The sequence below is a fragment of the Collinsella sp. i06-0019-1H4 genome, assembly GCF_042849575.1.
GTDB lineage: Bacteria > Actinomycetota > Coriobacteriia > Coriobacteriales > Coriobacteriaceae > Collinsella.
The window spans coordinates 454,875-473,801 of record NZ_BAABYB010000001.1 but is presented as its reverse complement, the minus strand read 5'-3'; the positions used below and the strand labels follow the sequence as shown (position 1 = coordinate 473,801).

Sequence of the window (18,927 nt, the reverse complement as noted above, 5' to 3'; positions counted from 1 at the left end):
GATGGGAATGAGGATGTCCATTTACCGCCCCTTTCACACGCGGTCCGATGTCTCGGACGCCTGCCCTCGCAAGCGTCTGGGGACAGTAAACGCTTCTAGGGATTAAAGAGGCGTGAGGGCCGGGGCTCACGTCCTTAAGATGCCGTAAAGATGCAGGTAGAAAGCACTATTGCAGCTGCAGTGCGCCTATACTCGACCTCGCGAGCATACAGTGGTGTCTTCACCGCGTATGCACGCATGGACAACGCTTCAGAAAGGCTACGCTATGCAGCGCGACGCATCGGACACTCGCGTCAATCCAGACCTCATCCTCAAGGCAATTGAGAAAGACGAGGTCGCCGATGACACTCGAACCAGCCGGGGACACCTCAAGATTTTCTTTGGCTACGCTGCTGGCACAGGCAAAACCTATGCGATGCTTCAAGCCGCCCACGCCGCCAAGCGGCGAGGTGTCGACGTCGTCGCGGGATACATCGAGCCGCACGAACGTCCGGCAACTGCCCATCTTGCACAAGGGCTTGAGAACGTGCCCTGTAAACTCATCGAGCACAACGGCATTGCGCTCAGCGAGTTCGATCTAGATGCGGCTATCGAACGCGCCCCTCAGCTCATCCTTGTCGACGAGCTCGCCCATACAAATGCGCCGGGGTCTCGCCACGACAAACGCTATCAAGACGTCGAGGAACTTCTACATGCGGGCATCGACGTCTATACGACCGTGAACGTTCAGCATATCGAGAGCCTAAACGACATGGTTGCATCCATCACCGGCGTTGTCGTGAGCGAACGAATCCCCGACCGTATCTTCGATGATGCCGACCAGGTCGAGCTCGTCGACATAGAGCCCGAAGACCTACTTGAGCGCCTTCGCGCCGGTCTCGTCTACCGTCCCGCACAAGCCGACCGAGCGCAACAGCATTTTTTTACCGTCGAGAACCTCACCGCACTCCGAGAAATCGCGCTGCGCCGCTGCGCCGATCGCACCGGCCACCTCACAGACGCCGCACGCGTGCTGGGAAACCGTGACTACTACACCAGGGAGCGTATCTTGGTCTGTGTCTCCCCGGCGCCGACCAATCCCCGCATCGTCCGTGCCGCCGCACGCATGGCGAAAGCGTTTCGCAGCGAGCTCGTCGCCCTGTTCGTAGAGAGCCCGCGCACGCAAGCCATGAGCGATGATGAGCGCGCCAAGCTTGCAGCCAATATCGCCCTAGCCGAGCAGCTCGGAGCACAGATGGAAACCGTCTATGGCGACGACATCGCGTTTCAGATCTCCGAGTTCGCACGCCTGTCGGGTATTTCGAAGATCGTCATGGGGCGCACGGGCGAGCGCAGCAGCGTCCGTCAGGCCCTCTTTGGCCGCAAATCTCTCGTAGAACAGCTCATAGCATTCGCCCCGAACCTCGACATTTACATCATTCCAGACCAGTCGACTCCGCCCTCCCGGCCCAAAGGACGCCGCCGTGCGCGCGCCCTGCAGCCGCCCAGCAGCCGAGACGCGCTTCGCACGCTGGCCTTCTCTCTTGTCGCCACGGCGATCGGCACGGCTTTTCGCCATCTGGGATTTGCCGATTCCTGCATCATATCCCTCTATATCCTCACGGCCCTGCTGACCGCCGTCACCACGACGGGGCGTATCTGCACGATCGTATCGAGCGTGCTCTCTGTAGTGCTTTACAACTTCTGCTTCGTCACGCCTCTGTTTTCGCTCGCCAGCTACGACCGAAGCTATCTGGTCACGTTCGGCATCATGTTCGCTACCGCTATGGTCGCCGGCGAGTTAACTGCGCGCATCGCCGACAACGCCCGTACCTCCGCCGAGAACGCATTCAAAACGCGCGTACTCCTCGAAACGAACCAGCTCTTGCAGCAAGCCCATAGCGCGGAGGAGTGCGCCCGCGTCGCCATGAACCAACTCATCAAACTGCTAAAACTCGACGTGGTCTTCTACACCGCCGAACACGGCACGCTCGGCAAGACGCTCTATGAGTCCGCTGGCACCGAAAACCGATCCGCGTCGCTGTTCACCGACTACGAGCGCGCTGTTGCAACCTGGACCTACACCAACAACAAACGCGCGGGCGCAAGCACGCGGACCCTGCCCGAAGCGCGCTGCCTCTACCTCGCGGTTCGCACCGGCGACAAGGTATTCGGTGTCATCGGCATCGACCTGGAGGGGCGCGAGATCGAAGCCTTCGAGCATTCGATCGTCCTATCTATCGTAGGCGAATGCGCCTTGGCGCTCGAAAGCGACCGGGCGGCGCAAGAGCGCGAAGAGGCTGCGGTCTTGGCGAAAAACGAGCAGCTGCGCGCCAACCTTTTGCGCTCCATCGGCCACGATTTGAGGACACCCCTCACGGCTATATCCGGATCTGCGGCAATCCTTCGGAAGAGCGACGAGAAGCTCAGCCTCGAACAACGCTGCGATCTTGCCGATGCCATCTACGACGACTCCCTCTGGCTTATCGATACCGTGGAGAACCTCCTCGCCATCACACGCGTCGAGGATGGCACCATTTGCCTCAACTTCACATCCGAGCTCATCGACGAGGTCATCGAGGCCGCCCTCAGCCATGTCGCCCAAGCATCGCATGGACGTACCGTCACCATCGAGCACACTGACGACATCCTGCTGGTACGCATCGACGTCCATCTCATCATGCAGGTGCTTACGAATCTCATCATGAACGCCTTCAAATACACGCCCGAGGACTCGACTGTCACCATCAGCGCACGTCGCGAGGGTGCGTTCGTCGTGGTGGACGTCGCAGACGATGGGCCGGGTGTGGCAGACTGCGACAAGCCTCATATCTTTGAGCGCTTCTTTACCTCAGGCAATACGCGGCCCGTGGATTCGCGTCGAAGCATCGGCCTTGGGCTGTCGCTCTGCCGCTCCATCGTGGAGGCACATGGCGGCGTCATCGAAGTTCGCGACAACCACCCCCATGGGGCCGTCTTCCGTTTTACCCTGCCCGCTGAGGAGATCGAGATTCATGAATAATGCCGCTAAGCCACGCATCCTCCTGGTCGAAGATGACCTGACCGTTCAAAACCTCGTTTCGACCGCGCTTGACCTCCACGGCTATGTCGTGAGCAAGGTTTGCAACGGCCAGGCCGCCATCATGGATGCGGTGTCGCACGGCCCCAGCCTCATCATGCTCGACCTCGGCCTTCCCGACATTGACGGTATCGAGGTCATCACGAAGATCCGAAGCTGGTCGGCAGTCCCCATTATCGTCATTTCGGCGCGCACCGAAGATTCCGACAAGATTGCAGCACTTGACGCAGGGGCAGACGACTACCTCACCAAGCCCTTTTCTGTGGATGAGTTGCTCGCGCGCGTCCGCGCGAATTTGAGGCGCTCCTCGATGGCGTCGAGCGAGTCGACAGAAGCGAGCACGTTCGACAACGGTCCGCTGCATATCGACTACGCCGCGGGATACGCGACGAAAGACGGACGCGAGCTCTCGCTCACCCCAACCGAGTACAAATTGCTCGTCCTTCTGGCGAAAAACGTCGACAAGGTGCTCACCCACACCTTCATCACCCGCGAGATATGGGGCACGAGCTGGGACAGCGATCTGGCGAGCCTGCGCGTGTTCATGCGCACCCTGCGCAAGAAGATCGAGGCAGACCCCTCTCATCCCAAGATGATTCAGACGCACATGGGTGTCGGGTACCGCATGCAGCGTCTCTAGCCCACCCCACAAAAAGTTGCGGTGGAATACGGAGTAGATAAGGCCTTTGACAGCCAAAACAGTCCGTATTTCACCGCAACTGATGGGCGGGATGGAGTTAGAGGCCCAGGTAGGTGGTCATGCCTTCGACGCGAGCTTGGCGTCGACGGCGGCATGGACGACCGTGAGCGGGCCGTTGACCACATAGTTAACGATACCCAAAAAATACTCTTCGACTCACCGTGCTCTCTCTCAAATGCACAAAGCGCCCCGCGAACGGATGCTCGCGAGGCGCTTGAAGCCGAACCTTATTTGATACCGCGGCCCAGGTCTTCGGCGATTTTATCCACGCCTTTAAGTGCGGCGCAGGTCTTTTTGTTGGAGCAATGTCCCGTGCAAACGCCACCCTGAGCGCAGTCGGCGCAGGTACCCTTGCGGTAGATGCGCACGCACACTGCGACAAACGCAATGCCGATAACAGCCAGCACAACAATATCGATAGGTGCCATAGTAAGCCTCCTCTAGTTAACCGCCACTTACTTTACCCCATCTTCCACCTACCAAACAGGAACAGGGTTATTTTGGTCGGTTTCATCTGCGGAAACGCCACATCTCCCTCACCAAAAAGCCCGAGTGTCGCTGGGACACCCGGGCTCATGGAAAGGGGCTAATCCTTATTCAGAACTAGGCAGAAACTGCGGCGGAAGCAGCGTTGGTCTCGTCCTCGTCGGTCCAAACGTGCTTGGGCATGGGACGGAAGATCTGGAAGAGCATCGCAACAAGCAGCACAATGGCCACAACCGTCCAGATACCAAACTGGCCAAGGACAAGCAGGTTGTAGAACTGGTTGATGAACAGGCCGATCACCCAAGCGAAGGCGCACTCGTAGCCGATGGCAATCGCGGTCCACTTGCCGGAGTCCATCTGATTGCGGATAGTGCCCATGGCGGCAAAGCACGGGGCGCACAGCAGGTTGAATGCGCCAAAGGCCACGCAAGCGCCCATGGTCGGGAACATACCGGCAAACGCGGTCCACAGGCTCGGATCGGTCTCGGCGGCGTCGGCAACCGACAGCAGCGAGCCGGCGGTGGCGACGACGTTCTCCTTAGCGACAAGGCCCGAGACAGTCAGCGCGGTGGCCTGCCAGGTGCTAAAGCCGAGCGGGGCGAAGATCCAAGCAACCAGGTTGCCGAGCATGGCGAGCACGGAGTAGTCCATGAACTCCTCGGGGATGCCGTCCATCGCAGGCAGGAAGCCAAAGGAACCGTTATAGCTACCAAAGTTGGAGAGGAACCAAACAACGACGGTGGACGCGAAGATGACCGTGCCGGCCTTCTTGATAAAGGCCCAGCAGCGCTCCCACACGTGCAGAGCCCAAGAGCGGATCGCCGGGAAGTGGTAGGCGGGAAGCTCCATAACGAACGGCGTCGGACGACCGGCGAAGAGCTTGGTCTTCTTGAGCATGAGGCCCGAGGCGATGACGGCAAAGACGCCCAGGAAGTAGAAGAGCGGGCTGATCCATGCGGCGGTGGTGGAAGAATCGCCGATGATGGAGCCCATGAGCAGGGCGATGATCGGCAGCTTGGCGCCACAGGGAATGAACGTGGTGGTCATGACCGTCATGCGGCGGTCCTTCTCGTTCTCGATTGTCTTGGTAGCCATGACGCCGGGGACGCCGCAGCCCGAGGACACGAGCATGGGGATAAAGGACTTACCGGACAGGCCAAAGCGACGGAACACGCGGTCCATGATGAAGGCGACGCGGGCCATGTAGCCGCAGTCCTCCAGGAAAGACAGCATGATAAAGAGCAGGAACATCTGCGGCACAAAGCCAAAGATGGCGCCCAGGCCGCCGACGATGCCGTCACAGACGAGCGAATCGACCAGACCACCGTCCTCGGTGCCACCGGCCACAAGGGCGTCGTGCACCACGGTGGTGAGACCCGGGACATAGGGGCCGTACTGCGCCGGGTCGATCGAATCGGCAGCGTCCTCACCCACGGCCTCGACGGCCGCATCGTAGGCGTCGCGACCCTGACCGAGCACGTACCAACCGTCGGTACCGAAGAGCTGGTCGTTGGTGAAGTCGGTCACCGTGCCGCCCAGGGTGGAAACGGCGATGTAGTACACGCAGAACATGATGACCACAAAGATCGGCAGACCCAGGATACGGTTGGTAACCACGCGGTCGATCTTCTCGGAGGTACTCATCTTGGCCGGAGCCTTGGTGAGGCACTCGTCAATGATGTGGGCGATCACGCCGTAGCGCTCGCCGGTGATGATGGACTCGGCATCGTCGTCGCAATCCTGCTCGCACTGGGCGACCAGCTGCTCAACGCGATCGGCCTTCTCCTTGGTGAGGTTGATGAGCTTGCAGGCGTCCGCATCGCGCTCAAACAGCTTGACGGCGTAGTAGCGACGCTTGTTGGCGGAAACGCTCGCCGGCAGGTTGTTCTCGATGTGGGTCAGAACGTCCTCGATAGAAGAATCGAACTTGTGCTCCGGCACCTGGCCCTTGGAAGCAGCGGACTTCTTGACCTGCTCGAACAGCTCTTTGATACCCTTGTTTTTAAGGGCCGAGATCATCATGACCGGGCAGCCGAGCTTCTTGGAAAGCTTGTCCGTGTCGATCTTATCGCCGTTCTTCTCGACCAAATCGGCCATGTTGAGGGCGACGACCACGGGCAGGCCGGTCTCGACGACCTGAAGTGCCAGGTACAGGTTACGCTCCAGGTTGGTGGCGTCGACAACCTGGACGACCACATCGGGCTCGCCGCTCATGAGGTAGTCGCGCGAGCACTGCTCCTCGGGGCTGTAGGGGGAAAGCGAGTAGATGCCGGGGAGGTCCGTAATCGTGACGTTCTTGTCACTCAGGAGCTTGGCTTCCTTTTTCTCAACCGTGACGCCGGGCCAGTTGCCAACGTAGCCGTTGGCGCCGGTGATCAGGTTGAAAAGCGTGGTCTTGCCGCAGTTGGGGTTACCCGCCAGCGCGACATGGATCTGAGAATCCGCCATTCAATCCTTCTTCCTTGTGTGCCCGCGCTGCTTTCTCCGCGCGGGCTGGATAATGTGCTTCAACACTGCATTATTGAGTTAGAAAAACCTAACTTTATCTGCAGAAATATACGCCGCGAGCCCTTACTGGACCTCGACGACGGCAGCCTCCTCCTTGCGGATGGAGAGCTCGTAGCCGCGCACGTTGATCTCGACCGGATCTCCGAGCGGTGCAACCTTAACGACCTTGAACGAAGTGCCCTTGATGAGGCCCAGGTCCATAAGGTGACGGCGAAGCGCGCCCTCGCCGTGAAGCTTGACGATGGTAGAGCTCTCGCCCACCTTAACGTCACCCAACGTCTTCATATTCTTTTCCCCCTTTCAGCTTTTATGGAATGCTGCGAACTAACCGACAGTCATGATGTGCATGGCGACCTTGGAATCGATGCCAAAGCGCGCACCGAGCACGGTGACGATGATATTGGCGCCACTCGAGCTCACCACGTGAACCTCGTTGCCCTCGACAAAGCCAAGGTCCTTGAGGTGGTGCTTCATGTCCTCATTGCCCTTTACGCGAGACACGCGCACGGTTTCGCCCGCTTTTACCATCGAAAGCGGCATGGCCGGCATCTGCGGTCCGCAAGACATGAGTGTGCTCCTAACGTCAGTTCGTCCTCAACATCGACGCGGTAAAAGTTAACCACATCTATGTTCGCTTTAGTAAACTAGCACGTGGTTAACTTTTTGGAAAGGGTCCCCATTTAGATTCCGAAAAAGTTTCCTATACGAAACAAAAAGGCGCGGCAAAGAGCTGTCCTTTGCCGCGCCCTGTCATGCTTAGAGCGAGAGGTTTCTGATCGACGTGACGCAGGAAGCCTCGTCTACGCCCGAAACGCGGAAGATGATGTCCTCGCCGCACTCGCCGTAGAGAGCCATGAGCCCCATTACATCGCGGCCGTCGGTATGGCGATCGCCGATACTGACCGATACGTTGCTACGATGCTTGGCAATGATGTCGTAAAGCAGCGCAACCGGGCGGGCATGCAGTCCCAACGGATCTTTAATCGTCTTTGTAAACTCGACCATGTCCCCTCCCGCGGCATCGCACATTCGGCCGGCAAACCCAGCCACGTGGTAGTTATTGTACGTTACCGGCGCACCCCCGTCTCACAAAAAACGAGGGAAGGCACACGTCCTTCCCTCGTTGCTGGCAATAGGTAGCCGCTCGCCTACATCAGGCGCAGGCTGACGTCCTTGAGCTGGGCGCCGGAAACGGCACTCGGAGCACCCGACATAAGGTCGGAGCCGCTGGCCGTCTTGGGGAACGCCATGACGTCGCGGATGGAGTCGGAACCGGTGAGCAGCATGCACACGCGGTCCAGGCCCAGAGCAAAACCACCCATCGGGGGTGCACCAAACTTGAGCGCCTCCATGAGGAAGCCGAACTGCGACTCGGCTCGCTCCTCGGTGAAGCCCAGGAGCCTGAGCATAGACATCTGCATCTCGGCGTTGTGGATACGCATACCGCCGCCGCCGGCCTCAAAGCCGTCCATGACAAAGTCGTAGGTGCAGGAACCGGCCGCCAGCGGGTCGGCCTCGATCTTGGCGATGTCGGTCTCGGTCGGCAGCGTGAAGGGCTGATGCTCGGCAGCGTAGGCCTTGCGGTCCTCATCCCAGTGGAACAGCGGGAAGTTGACGACCCACAGGAAGTCGTGGCCCTCACGCTTGATCTCGAGCGCGTTGGCCATGTGGGAACGCATACCGCCCAGGATCTCGTCAGAGAGCAGGCGCGGGCCGGCGGCGAACATCACGAGGTCGCCAGGCTCGACGTCCATGCGCTCGCGCAGAGCCGCCATCTCCTCGTCCGAGAAGAACTTGACGATGGGGCTGTTGATGGAGCCGTCCTCGCGGAAGGCGATCCAGGCCAGGCCCTTGGCGCCAAACGTGGAGGCCACGCCGGCGAGCTTATCGATCTTGGCACGTGCCCAGGCGCCGGCGCCCTTGGCGTTGATGGCCTTGACGACAGAGCCCTCCTCGTTCGCGGCAGTCGCAAAGACCTTGAACTTGGAGTTGGCAAAGATGTCGGTCAGGTCGACCAGGTGCATACCATAGCGGGTATCGGGCTTGTCGGAGCCATAGGTGTCCATGGCCTCCCAGTAGTCCATGCGACGCAGCGGCGTGGGCATCTCGACACCCATGCGGCCGAAGGCATCGGACAGAACTTCCTCGAGCGCGCTCATGACGTCGTTCTGGTCCACGAAGGACATCTCGATATCGACCTGGGTGAACTCGGGCTGACGGTCGGCACGCAGGTCCTCGTCGCGGAAGCACTTGGCAACCTGGTAGTAGCGCTCGACGCCACCGACCATGAGCAGCTGCTTCAGGAGCTGCGGGGACTGCGGCAGGGCGTAGAAGTTACCCGGCTGAATACGGCTGGGAACGATGAAGTCGCGGGCGCCCTCGGGCGTGGACTTGAACAGGGAGGGCGTCTCGACCTCCATGAACTCACGGTTGTGCAGCGCCTCGCGAATGGCAAAGGTAAAGTCGGAGCGCAGCTTGAGGTTGGCCATCATCTCGGGACGGCGAAGGTCCAAATAGCGATAGCGCAGGCGGGTGTCCTCGCTGGTCTCGATGCCGTCCTCGATCTGGAACGGCGGGGTGACGGACGTGTTGAGCACCTCGGCGTGGTCGGTCAGGACCTCGATCTCGCCGGTCGCGAGCTTAGTGTTGGTGGTCTCCTCGCCACGGGCGCGCACGACGCCGTGGATCTTGATGGGCCACTCGGGGCGCATGGTCTCGGCGATCTTAAAGGCATCGCCGTCGGAGTGCTCGGGGTCGAAGGTGAGCTGCGTGATGCCCTCGCGGTCGCGAAGGTCGCAGAAAATAAGGCCGCCGTGGTCGCGGCGACGGCTCACCCAACCGGTGAGGGTGACCTCTTCGCCCACGTTCTCGAAGCGAAGCTCGCCGCAGGTACGGGTGTGCATGGAATGCTCATCGATGGGACGGGTCTGGCTCATACCAGTGATCCTCCTTTATGGATCTGTGCCGCCCCGTGTCGTTCCGGGCGGCGTCGTACAGATTTGCCCAGCCTGCGTAAACCGCGCAGCCAGACATGGCGTTCTATCTTATCGCACCCGCGTCGATGTGCCGCGGAAAAGTAGCTCCTGCCCAAAGACTTGACGGAGACGAAACAATTGACGCGGCCTGACCGTCGCCCAGGCGCGCCGCGTGCGACAATGTGCCCCAATACAACTGCACTCGGAAAGGCCCGCCATGACTGCACGCCTCATCGTTATGGATATCGACTCCACGCTCATCAACCAGGAAGTCATCGACCTGTTGGGCGAGGAAGCCGGCGTGGGAGAGCAAGTTGCACAGATCACCGAACGCGCCATGCGCGGCGAGCTTGACTTTAAGCAGGCGCTCGAGGAGCGCGTGGGGCTGCTTGCCGGCTTGGATGAGAGCGTGTTCGAGCGCACCTTTGAGCGCGTGACGTTTACTCCCGGCGCGCTGGAGCTTGTGCGCTCGGCGCACAGCAAGGGCTGGAAGGTCGGCGTGGTGAGCGGCGGCTTCCACGAGGTCGCCGACAAGATCGTGGCCGCCGCGGGCATCGATTTTTGCCTGGCCAACCGTCTGGAAGTCGTGGACGGCAAGCTCACGGGTAAGCTGGCGGCAGACATTGTGACCAAGGAATCCAAGCTCATTCAGCTGCTGGATTGGGCGGTTGAGTGCGGTGTCGACATGGCCCACACCGTCGCGATCGGCGACGGCGCCAATGACATCCCCATGATTCAGGCCGCGGGCACGGGCATCGCGTTTTGCGCCAAGCCCAAGACGCGCGAAGCCGCCCCGTTTGCCATCGACGAACGCAACCTGACACTCGCCATGGATATCATCCTGCGCGACTAGTCGATCCTTCTAACAATAGAATCAGTCTGTCCTATAGTTTCCGAACAATTTTGTCTTAGTGTTCGGAAACATACCCTTTGAGTGCTAGACTTTGCGCCGTCGAAGGGAACATATATGGATAAGCGAGATCTAGAGCAGCTGCTGAGCGATGTTGCCGGCGGATCAGTCACCCCCGCCGACGCCCTTACGCGCATCCAGACGGCTCCGACTGCCGATTTGGGCTTTGCGCAGCTCGATCTTTCGCGCGGGGTGCGCCAGGGAGCCGGCGAGGTTGTCTACGGTGCCGGTAAAACCGCCGAGCAAATTGCCGCCATTATCGAGGCGCTGCGCGATGCCGGCCAGGAGCGCATCCTAGTCACACGCTTGGATGCCGAAAAAGCCGCGCGCACCGCTGAGTTCCTCGGCAACGACATCGACCTGGGATATGTCCCGGACGCCCAGCTCGCCCTGGTGGGTGGCAAGCCCTCCCCCACCGGCAACGGACACATCGTCGTCGCCTGCGCCGGTACGAGCGACCTGCCCGTCGCCGAAGAGGCGGCACTGACGGCCGAGTTCTACGGCAACGAGGTCGATCGCCTCTACGACGTGGGTGTCGCCGGCCTGCACCGCCTGCTCGCTCATGCTGAGGAACTTGCCCAGGCGCAGGTGGTCATCGCCATCGCCGGCATGGAAGGCGCCCTGGCGAGCGTTATCGGCGGTCTTGTGAGCTGTCCGGTCATCGCCGTCCCCACCAGTGTGGGCTATGGCGCGAGCTTTGGCGGCGTGGCCGCACTGCTCGCCATGCTCAACTCCTGCGCCAGCGGCGTTTCAGTCGTCAACATCGACAATGGCTTCGGCGCCGCCTACCAGGCAAGTCTTATCAATCATTTGAGCGCCGGCACGCCCTGCGCCCGTTAAGGAGCATTCTATGTCCAACCATCAGCACACGCTTATCATCGACGGCACCTCGGGCATCAGCGGCGACATGACCGTCGCAGCCCTGCTCGACCTGGGCGCCAGCGAGGAGCACCTGCGCGAACAGCTCGCCACGCTGCCGGTCGGCGGCTTTGAGATTGCCGTCACCCGCGTAAACAAGCATGGCATCGACGCCTGCGACTTTGACGTTCAGCTGGCAGAGGAGCTCGAGAACCACGACCACGACATGGCCTGGCTCTACGGCAACGAAGCAGCTGCCGAGCACACACACGAGCATGAGCACCACCATCATGCCCATGGTGAGCACGAGCACCGCCATGGGCACGCGCGTGACCACGACCACGACCACGACCACGACCACGACCACGAGGGTCACCATCACGCCCACCACCACCATCACCGTTCTTTGGCGGACGTCACCGCCATCATCGATGGCTCGCAGATGAGTGATGGCACCAAGCGTCGCGCGCTCGCCATCTTTACCGCGCTCGCCGCCGCCGAGGCCAAGGCCCACGGCAAAACGCCCGAGACCGTCATGTTCCACGAAGTAGGCGCCATCGATTCCATCGTTGACATCTGCTCTGTCGCCATCTGCCTCGATGACCTGGGCATCGAGGATATTGTCGTCGAGTCGCTCTCCGAGGGTCACGGCACCATCCACTGTGCCCACGGCCTTATGCCCATCCCGGTGCCCGCCGTCGTCAACCTATGCCAGGCAGGCAATATCGCCCTCACGCCCGCACCGGTCGCCGGCGAGCTCGTGACGCCGACGGGCGCCGCCATCGTCACCGCGCTGCGTACGTCCGACCAACTGCCCTCACGCTACCGCATCGAAGCTGTCGGCTACGGCGCCGGCAAACGCCCCTACGAAGGTTGCTCCGGTACGCTCCGCTGCCTGCTCGTTCACGCGGACGCATAGCCATGGATGCCCGCAAAACCAAAAGCCGCGCCGCCATTGTCACGGCGTTTTCCGAGCTCCTTCGCGAGGAGGACTACGGCAAGATCACCGTCGGCGACATCATCGCGCGCGCCCATGTGGGTCGGGCCACGTTCTACGGCCTCTTTAAGAGCAAAGACGACCTACTGTCCAAGCTCGTAAGCGACATCTGCACCCACGCCCTCGACGACGATGGCACACCGCTCGACGACCCACTCGTGCAGGTCGAACATATCCTCAACAACCTCTGGGAGCGCCGCCAGGGCGTTCGAGCCCTCGTAGCCGGCGCCGGCTCACGCGTCTTCGCCGACTGCTTACGCAAGACCATCATGTCACGAGCAGCCGAAACCGTCCCCACCGACCCAAACGGCCCCGCCGCCACCATGGACCGAAGCTTCCTACTACACCACATAGCCTCAAGCTTCGTAGGAATGGTCCAATGGTGGGCCTGGCACAACTTCCAAGCCCCAAAAGAGGACGTAGCCAAAGACTACCTCTCAGCCATAAAACCCCTCTTCAACTAAGTAAGAACCTCATCCCAAAGCATCGCCCCAACCCAAGGCGCCACGCATCCCAAAGATTCACTCACGCTTCAACGCCCCTACCAGCAACAAGCCCCTCCCATCCAAATTCAGATATATATGTTGAGTTGCTTGTTCGAACACAGCCAAGAATGCCCTTAACCCCTACCGAGCCCGGACCTTATAGAGCCGTCCTTTGACTAGAACATGCCCAAGAAACCGTGCACAAACAGTGCAGCCAGAGCGGCACCGACAAACGGAGCGATGCCAGGAACGAGCAGGCCGTACTTCCAGTTGTTGTCAGCCTTGTTCTTGATCGGCAGCACCTGATAGGCCATGCGAGGACCAAGGTCACGAGCCTGGTTCATGGCGAAGCCGGTGATGCCGCCCATGCCCATGCCAACAGCCCAAACGATCAGGCCGACGCAGATGGCGAGCATCAGAACGTTCTCGCCGGCGCGGCTAGCGGCAGCAAGGATGGCGCTAATGAACACGAAGGTGCAGATAGCCTCGCAGAAGAAGTTGCGAACATAGTTCGTGCCCTCGGTGGTGGGGTTGGTCGAGAAGATGTTGCGCTGGGCAATGGGGTCGACGACACCCTCGGAAGCCTTGAACTCATCGGCATACATAAGCCAAGCGATTACGGCGCCCACAAAGCCGCCGAGCATATCGGCAATCATGAAGGGGATGCAGCTGCTCCACGGCACCAGGCCTACGATGCACTGGGCAAGCACCATGGCGGGGTTCATGCACACGGCGCCGCCAAAGACAAACAGGCAGACCGAGATGCCAAAAGACCAGGTGGTGATGGCAAACATGTGGCCGGAGCCCTGATACTTGGTGCCCTTGAGCACGGTATCGCAGTGCACGCCCACGCCAAAGATGATCATGAGGGCCGTTGCGCCGAATTCACAGAGGAGTTTGGTAAGCATAAAACCTTATCTTTCTTGTCAGTTATAAACGATTCGTTTAGGCCGCGCGCTAGTGCTGAGCGACAACAACGCCCAGGCCATCGGGAATGACGGCCACCTTGGCATCGGCACCCTTCATCTCAAAGGCGAGCTTGAGCGCCTCCTCGAGGGTTTTGACCGGCGTCATGTGCATATCCTTGATCATCTGGTGATCGCACAGGTCGGTGACCATGATCACAGGGTGATGCGCCAGGATGCGGGCAAAGATCTGGCTCGTCCACTGATCGGGCAGGGTCTCGTCCTTAGGACGGTCGATGCAGGCGCGCTCAAACTCTGCCGGATCGTTGTCGGCGATGTTGTGATAGAAGCCCTCGCCGCCGTGACCGTCGGCACAACCGGCGACGTCGATGATCACACCGCCCTCGGGAAGCGTGGCCTCGGCAGAGCACATGCCCTTCACGGCCTGGTAGATGTTCTGGTCGAGCGGGTAGCCGCCGTTGGTGGTGATGGCAATCTCGCACTCGACGGGCTCAACGCCGGCAAGGCTCTTTACGAACTCGCAGCCAGCCTCGTGTGCCTTGTGGATGTCGCCGGCGAAGGAGCCAATGACCTCGTGCTTGCCGTTGAGCACCACGTTCAGCACAAAGGCAAGGTGAGCCATCTCGGCAGCGGCAAACATGTCCTCGCTCACGTGGTTATGGCACAGGTTGCCGGCACGCGAATGGGAATCGTTCACAAACTGGCCGTTGTGGTTGTACATGATGGTCTTGTAGCTGGCGATGCCAGGCAGGACGGACTTGCGGCTGCCAGAGAAACCGGCAAAGAAGTGCGGCTCAATGAAGCCCTCTGCAAGCAGCAGATCGCAATCGGCGGCAATCTTGTTGATGATGCACTCGCCACCAGAAGGCAGGGTACCGATCTTTTTCATCATGCTGTCGTCAGTCGCGACGTGCATAACGATTTCCTCGTTGGCAACGATCTCCTCGCCATACTTGTTGACGAGTTCCTCGTGTGTCGACGGACGGTGCATACCCGTAGCAACCAAAATACGCACGCGAGCCTCGGGCGCAGCGGAATGGATGTGATGCAGCAGAATAGGCATCGTCACACGCGAGGGAACGGGACGCGTATGATCGGAGCTAATGATAACAATATCCTTCTTGCCAGCACAAAGCTCCTCGAGCGAAGGCGAGCCATAAGGGTTGGCAAGCGACTCCTCTACCAGCTCTTCCTGCGATTTTGTAGTCTTAAACTCGTTTTGATGACCTTCCATCACACCCGCGAAGTTCTTATCCTCGAGCTCCAGATGCAACGTCTTGTGGTCAAACGGCAGTTCACATTCAAACAATGACGAGCGCCCTCTTCCTTTCAACTGACACACTAGATAAACCGTTGGAAGGATACGCCGCTCACCGAAAAACACCACCGTCCACCGACTCGTTAACACAACGTTCATATTTGGCCCACTACAAAACGGCCGCGATCCCAAACGGGATCGCGGCCGCCTGTCAAAGACACTATAGACAGGATGATTTACGCAGCGCCGAGGCAAACATCTAGCCCGAGACGTACGCACGTAAGCCATTTTGCATAAATGCGTTAATTAATTGCATAAACTGGCGTATGGATTTCTAGCCGTAACAGGGTGGTACCCTCCGGAGCGTGCATTTTTGCGAGTATTCAGCATCGCGGAATAAGATTTTGGTGTCAAAAGTCTTTCAAAAGTTAGATAGTCCTCATGACTCGTCCCATCTGGATAGCATGCGGCGAGAAACCAGCCATATATGAACATCGCCAAAGCCCAATTGTCGTGCAAAAGCATCAACAGGGGCCGCGAACGTCACCCATAGCCTTATGCACCAATCTTTGGCTGCTGAAAACTCCGTTTTTTGCACGTCGCCCCAAGCACCACCCTCACCCAGCGGCTGATCCGCCGAAGACCAGACATCGCAGGGCCCGCCATTAGTTTACTTTTAGGCACACTCCGCAGGACGCAAGAAGCCCTCGCCGCACTCCACGCTATGCGCGAAGCGCGCCTTATTCCCTTCAGCTTTAATCCCAGAAGACCGAGGACGCAGGGACCCGATGGGTTTCCCTCTGAATGCATTCCGCAGCACGAAGCCCCCTTATCCGCAGCTCCGAAGGAGCAGGATAAGAGGGCTTCAAGTGCGAGGACGCATTCAGAGGGAAACCCATCGGGTCCCGGTGAGAGCCACAGGGCTATCGATTACCCCGTGTTCTGCAATCCTGCCGAGACGCCGGTCACAGTCGAAAGGATCAGGCTCATGTACTCGGCCTTCTTCTCTTCGGCCATCTCGTCCTGGTTCATACGCACCTCGCGAAGGGCGCGGACCTGGGCGATGGACAGGGCGTCGACATAGGGGTTACGCACGCGGACGGCACAGCCGAGCACGCGACGACGCTGCAGCGGCCACTCGTCACCGACGATGGCAAGGACCCACTTACGCGTGAGCTGCATCTCGGTGAAGACCTTCTCGGACAGATCCTGGCGGTCGCCCAGGTGCAGATACATCTTGGCGATGCGCTGGTCGGTCTTGGCGATCGACATCTCGATGTTGTCGATAAAGGTGCGGAAGAACGGCCACTCCTGGTAGGCAGCCTTGAGCTGGTCAAGGTCGCCCAGCTGCTCGCAGGCGGTGCCCAGGCCGTACCAAGCGGCCAGGTTAATGCGCGCCTGACTCCAGCTGAAGATCCACGGAATGGTACGCAGGTCGTCGAGCGACTTGGCGCCCAAGCCGCGCTTGGCGGGACGCGAGCCAATCGGCAGCAGACCGACCTCGGTCAGCGGCGTCACGGTCGAGAACCACGGTGTAAAGTCCTCGGTGTTCAGCAGGTCCAGATAACGCTCGTGGCTTGCGGCGTTGAGCTTCTCGGCCATATCCCAGAACTTCTGCGTGGTCTCGGTGTTGGTCTTCTCGACACTCGGGGCCGACTGCAAAAGCGTTGCGGCGGCAACGGACTCAACATGGCGCTGGGCCAGCGTGCGGTTGCCGTAACGGGCAAAGATGACCTCGCCCTGCTCGGTGAGCTTAAAGAAACAGTTGACCGAGCCCTTGGGCTGCGCCAGCACGGCCTTGTTGGCCGGGCCGCCGCCACGGCCCACGGCACCGCCGCGACCGTGCATGAGCACCAGGTCGATATCGTTCTTCTCGGCCCACTTGGCGATGCGCTCCTGCGCGGAGTGCAGCGCGAGCATGGCCGTGGTAGGACCGGCGTCCTTGGAGGAGTCGGAATAGCCCAGCATGACCTCCATGCGGCGGTTGGTCTGGGCAAGGCGCTTTTGCACCACGGGCAGCGTAAGCATCTGGTCGAGCACGTCGACGCAGCCCTCGAGGTCCTCGAGCTGCTCGAACAGCGGGATCACGTCGAGCTCGGGGACATCCTCCTCGTGTGCAAAGGACAGGTGGGCCAGCTCAAAGACGTCGGCCACATGCTGGGCGCTCTTGGTAAACGAGATGATGTAGCGATGCGCCATCTTCTTGCCGTAGCGCTTCTGGATGGAGCCGATAGCGCAGAAGGTATCGATGACCTCGCGCGTCATGGGCTGCAGGTCGCCATGGATACCGTTCTCGTGGATATCCTTGAGGGCGCGGGCGTGCACCACGGAGTGCTGACGGAACTCCATCTCGACCATATGGAAGCCGAAGGACTCGACCTGCCAGATGATGGTCTGGACCGGGCCGTAGGCGGCACGGACGGCACCGCAGGCGGCCAGCGAGCGCTGGACGACGCGCAGGTCCTCCAGGAACTCATCGGCGCTGTGGTACATGGTGTCGGTGATGCGACGGACGGTGGCGTTGAGTCGGTCTGCCATGACGAGCATGACGGCGCGATGCGGCTCGTGCTCGGAGATCAGCTCGGCGCGGGCCGTGTAACGAGGGCTCATCTCGACCTGATGGTTCCACAGGTTAATGAGCTCGGCCGACGGCTTGCTGTAGGTAGCCTCGAGCGTGAGGTTGCGGCCGATGTGGCGGCACTTGTCCTCGAGCTTGAGCACCATGTGCGTAAAGTACTTGGCGGCGACCTCACGGCTCACCTTGGCGGTGACGTTGGGGTTACCGTCGCGGTCGGAACCGATCCAGCTGCCGGGATGGAAGAACGCCGGGCACAGCGGCGGCACGGTGCCGGCCTTGTCGCCCAGCACCCAGTCGTCAAAACGACGATAGATAACGGGGATAACGTCGAACAGCGTGTTATCGAAGATGTCGATGATGGTATCGGCTTCCTCGACCGGCGTGGGCTTCTTGAGCGCGATGGGACTCGTACGCACCAGGGCGTCGATCTCCTGCAGCATATGGCGCTCGTTCTCCACCAGGTCGGAGCCGCCCAGACGCGGACGCTCCTCCAGCAGGTTGGAGATACGGCGGATCTTGCCCTCGACGGCCTTACGACGGGCCTCGGTGGGATGTGCGGTAAAGACAGGGTGGAACTCGAGCTTGTCGAGCAGCTCGTTGGCACCCTCGACACCCAGCTCATTCACCAGCTGGTGATAGGCAACGGTAAGCTCGTTGGCAGGATCGACCTCGGTATCGGTCGACGCACCGGCCTCGCGCTCGCGCAGCTGCGCCACACGGTAGTTCTCCTCCGACAGGTTTGCCAGATGGAAAAAGCTCGTAAAGGCGCGAACGATGACCTGCTGCTTATCGAGCGGCAGGCTGTCGATCAAATCGACGACCTCACGAAATGCCACGGCAGTGGGCTCGTCGGCGGTGGGCACGCCCTGCTCGTCGACGGCTTCGTCGGCAGCGCAGGTACCGGGGTTGCCGGCATTGACCACAATCTCGGCTGTCAAAATCTTGTCGAACAGGTCCGCGATCTCGGGATCATACTCGCTAAGCACACGGCGCTCCAGGCGCAAGAACAGCGCCAGATTGTCGCGCAGCTCCTCGGGGATCTCGATCTCGGCGAGACGCTCCCTGGACTCGGCATTCGAGCCGATTCGGTTAACGAGGCGGTTGACCACGGCAGCGACGCGCGCCGCGGCTTCGGGTACAGACTGGTTGCTTAGGTTCTCAGCCACGTTTCCTCCCATTCCTCCTTCT

Annotated in this window: 15 protein-coding genes; 6 read left to right on the top strand and 9 right to left on the bottom strand. The window is 60.3% G+C overall.

All coding sequences use genetic code 11. The annotated features are described in order from the left end of the window. The first annotated feature begins 265 nt into the window (after window positions 1-265). Window positions 266-3,001, top strand: coding sequence for an ATP-binding protein (locus ACGHEN_RS01975; protein ID WP_390396965.1), 2,736 nt, complete (start codon window positions 266-268; stop codon window positions 2,999-3,001). Then, the gene (locus ACGHEN_RS01970) at window positions 2,994-3,698 is read left to right on the top strand and encodes a response regulator (protein WP_117583373.1); all 705 of its coding nucleotides are present in this window, start codon (window positions 2,994-2,996) and stop codon (window positions 3,696-3,698) included. The genes ACGHEN_RS01975 and ACGHEN_RS01970 overlap by 8 nt, the downstream gene beginning before the upstream one ends. A gap of 287 nt (window positions 3,699-3,985) precedes the next feature. On the opposite strand, the gene ACGHEN_RS01965 is transcribed toward ACGHEN_RS01970, so the two are convergent. The 6 genes from ACGHEN_RS01965 to aspS form a co-directional block, all read right to left on the bottom strand. Next, entirely contained in the window at window positions 3,986-4,186 is a 201-nt protein-coding gene (locus ACGHEN_RS01965; RefSeq protein WP_035136858.1) for a hypothetical protein, read from the bottom strand. 175 nt (window positions 4,187-4,361) lie between these two features. Then, complete coding sequence (locus ACGHEN_RS01960) at window positions 4,362-6,692, bottom strand: ferrous iron transporter B (protein WP_390396962.1); 2,331 nt, start codon at window positions 6,690-6,692, stop codon at window positions 4,362-4,364. A 123-nt stretch (window positions 6,693-6,815) separates the two neighbouring features. Continuing rightward, window positions 6,816-7,037 carry a FeoA family protein gene (locus tag ACGHEN_RS01955; protein ID WP_006234774.1) on the bottom strand — a complete coding sequence of 74 codons (222 nt, stop codon included), beginning with the start codon at window positions 7,035-7,037 and terminating at the stop codon, window positions 6,816-6,818. Window positions 7,038-7,076: 39 nt separating this feature from the next. Then, a complete protein-coding gene (locus ACGHEN_RS01950) occupies window positions 7,077-7,319 on the bottom strand; it encodes a FeoA family protein (protein WP_233547374.1) in 243 nt (80 codons plus the stop codon). A 189-nt stretch (window positions 7,320-7,508) separates the two neighbouring features. After that, window positions 7,509-7,757, bottom strand: a complete 249-nt coding sequence (locus ACGHEN_RS01945; protein ID WP_158559602.1) for an HPr family phosphocarrier protein — start codon at window positions 7,755-7,757, stop codon at window positions 7,509-7,511. A 143-nt stretch (window positions 7,758-7,900) separates the two neighbouring features. Continuing rightward, window positions 7,901-9,688: an aspartate--tRNA ligase gene (gene aspS / locus ACGHEN_RS01940; protein WP_238057551.1), complete on the bottom strand. Its 1,788-nt coding sequence runs from the start codon at window positions 9,686-9,688 to the stop codon at window positions 7,901-7,903. Between the two features lie 256 nt (window positions 9,689-9,944). Between aspS and serB the strand changes: the two genes are divergently transcribed. The 4 genes from serB (at window position 9,945) to ACGHEN_RS01920 (ending at window position 12,956) form a co-directional block, all read left to right on the top strand. Further along, the gene (gene serB, locus ACGHEN_RS01935; protein ID WP_217749830.1) at window positions 9,945-10,580 is read left to right on the top strand and encodes a phosphoserine phosphatase SerB; all 636 of its coding nucleotides are present in this window, start codon (window positions 9,945-9,947) and stop codon (window positions 10,578-10,580) included. A 114-nt stretch (window positions 10,581-10,694) separates the two neighbouring features. After that, window positions 10,695-11,477 carry a nickel pincer cofactor biosynthesis protein LarB gene (larB, locus tag ACGHEN_RS01930; RefSeq protein WP_217749831.1) on the top strand — a complete coding sequence of 261 codons (783 nt, stop codon included), beginning with the start codon at window positions 10,695-10,697 and terminating at the stop codon, window positions 11,475-11,477. Between the two features lie 10 nt (window positions 11,478-11,487). Further along, window positions 11,488-12,414 (top strand): LarC family nickel insertion protein, encoded by a 927-nt coding sequence (locus ACGHEN_RS01925; protein WP_390396956.1) that lies wholly within the window; start codon window positions 11,488-11,490, stop codon window positions 12,412-12,414. Window positions 12,415-12,416: 2 nt separating this feature from the next. Beyond that, window positions 12,417-12,956, top strand: coding sequence for a TetR/AcrR family transcriptional regulator (locus tag ACGHEN_RS01920; protein ID WP_390396953.1), 540 nt, complete (start codon window positions 12,417-12,419; stop codon window positions 12,954-12,956). A 197-nt stretch (window positions 12,957-13,153) separates the two neighbouring features. Here ACGHEN_RS01920 and larD read toward each other — a convergent pair whose 3' ends face one another. The 3 genes from larD to ACGHEN_RS01905 form a co-directional block, all read right to left on the bottom strand. Further along, window positions 13,154-13,885: a D/L-lactic acid transporter LarD gene (gene larD / locus ACGHEN_RS01915; protein WP_390396951.1), complete on the bottom strand. Its 732-nt coding sequence runs from the start codon at window positions 13,883-13,885 to the stop codon at window positions 13,154-13,156. A 49-nt stretch (window positions 13,886-13,934) separates the two neighbouring features. After that, on the bottom strand, window positions 13,935-15,212 hold the full coding sequence (larA, locus tag ACGHEN_RS01910) for a nickel-dependent lactate racemase (protein ID WP_390396948.1): 1,278 nt from the start codon (window positions 15,210-15,212) through the stop codon (window positions 13,935-13,937). Window positions 15,213-16,091: 879 nt separating this feature from the next. Next, window positions 16,092-18,905 carry a phosphoenolpyruvate carboxylase gene (locus ACGHEN_RS01905; protein ID WP_390396945.1) on the bottom strand — a complete coding sequence of 938 codons (2,814 nt, stop codon included), beginning with the start codon at window positions 18,903-18,905 and terminating at the stop codon, window positions 16,092-16,094. Window positions 18,906-18,927 lie beyond the last annotated feature (22 nt).

Bases quoted from the DNA above. Each gene is read 5' to 3' on its own strand.
- ACGHEN_RS01975 (WP_390396965.1), top strand. From the start codon at position 266: ATGCAGCGCGACGCATCGGACACTCGCGTCAATCCAGACCTCATCCTC.
- ACGHEN_RS01970 (WP_117583373.1), top strand. From the start codon at position 2,994: ATGAATAATGCCGCTAAGCCACGCATCCTCCTGGTCGAAGATGACCTG.
- ACGHEN_RS01965 (WP_035136858.1), bottom strand. From the start codon at position 4,186: ATGGCACCTATCGATATTGTTGTGCTGGCTGTTATCGGCATTGCGTTT.
- ACGHEN_RS01960 (WP_390396962.1), bottom strand. From the start codon at position 6,692: ATGGCGGATTCTCAGATCCATGTCGCGCTGGCGGGTAACCCCAACTGC.
- ACGHEN_RS01955 (WP_006234774.1), bottom strand. From the start codon at position 7,037: ATGAAGACGTTGGGTGACGTTAAGGTGGGCGAGAGCTCTACCATCGTC.
- ACGHEN_RS01950 (WP_233547374.1), bottom strand. From the start codon at position 7,319: ATGTCTTGCGGACCGCAGATGCCGGCCATGCCGCTTTCGATGGTAAAA.
- ACGHEN_RS01945 (WP_158559602.1), bottom strand. From the start codon at position 7,757: ATGGTCGAGTTTACAAAGACGATTAAAGATCCGTTGGGACTGCATGCC.
- aspS (WP_238057551.1), bottom strand. From the start codon at position 9,688: ATGAGCCAGACCCGTCCCATCGATGAGCATTCCATGCACACCCGTACC.
- serB (WP_217749830.1), top strand. From the start codon at position 9,945: ATGACTGCACGCCTCATCGTTATGGATATCGACTCCACGCTCATCAAC.
- larB (WP_217749831.1), top strand. From the start codon at position 10,695: ATGGATAAGCGAGATCTAGAGCAGCTGCTGAGCGATGTTGCCGGCGGA.
- ACGHEN_RS01925 (WP_390396956.1), top strand. From the start codon at position 11,488: ATGTCCAACCATCAGCACACGCTTATCATCGACGGCACCTCGGGCATC.
- ACGHEN_RS01920 (WP_390396953.1), top strand. From the start codon at position 12,417: ATGGATGCCCGCAAAACCAAAAGCCGCGCCGCCATTGTCACGGCGTTT.
- larD (WP_390396951.1), bottom strand. From the start codon at position 13,885: ATGCTTACCAAACTCCTCTGTGAATTCGGCGCAACGGCCCTCATGATC.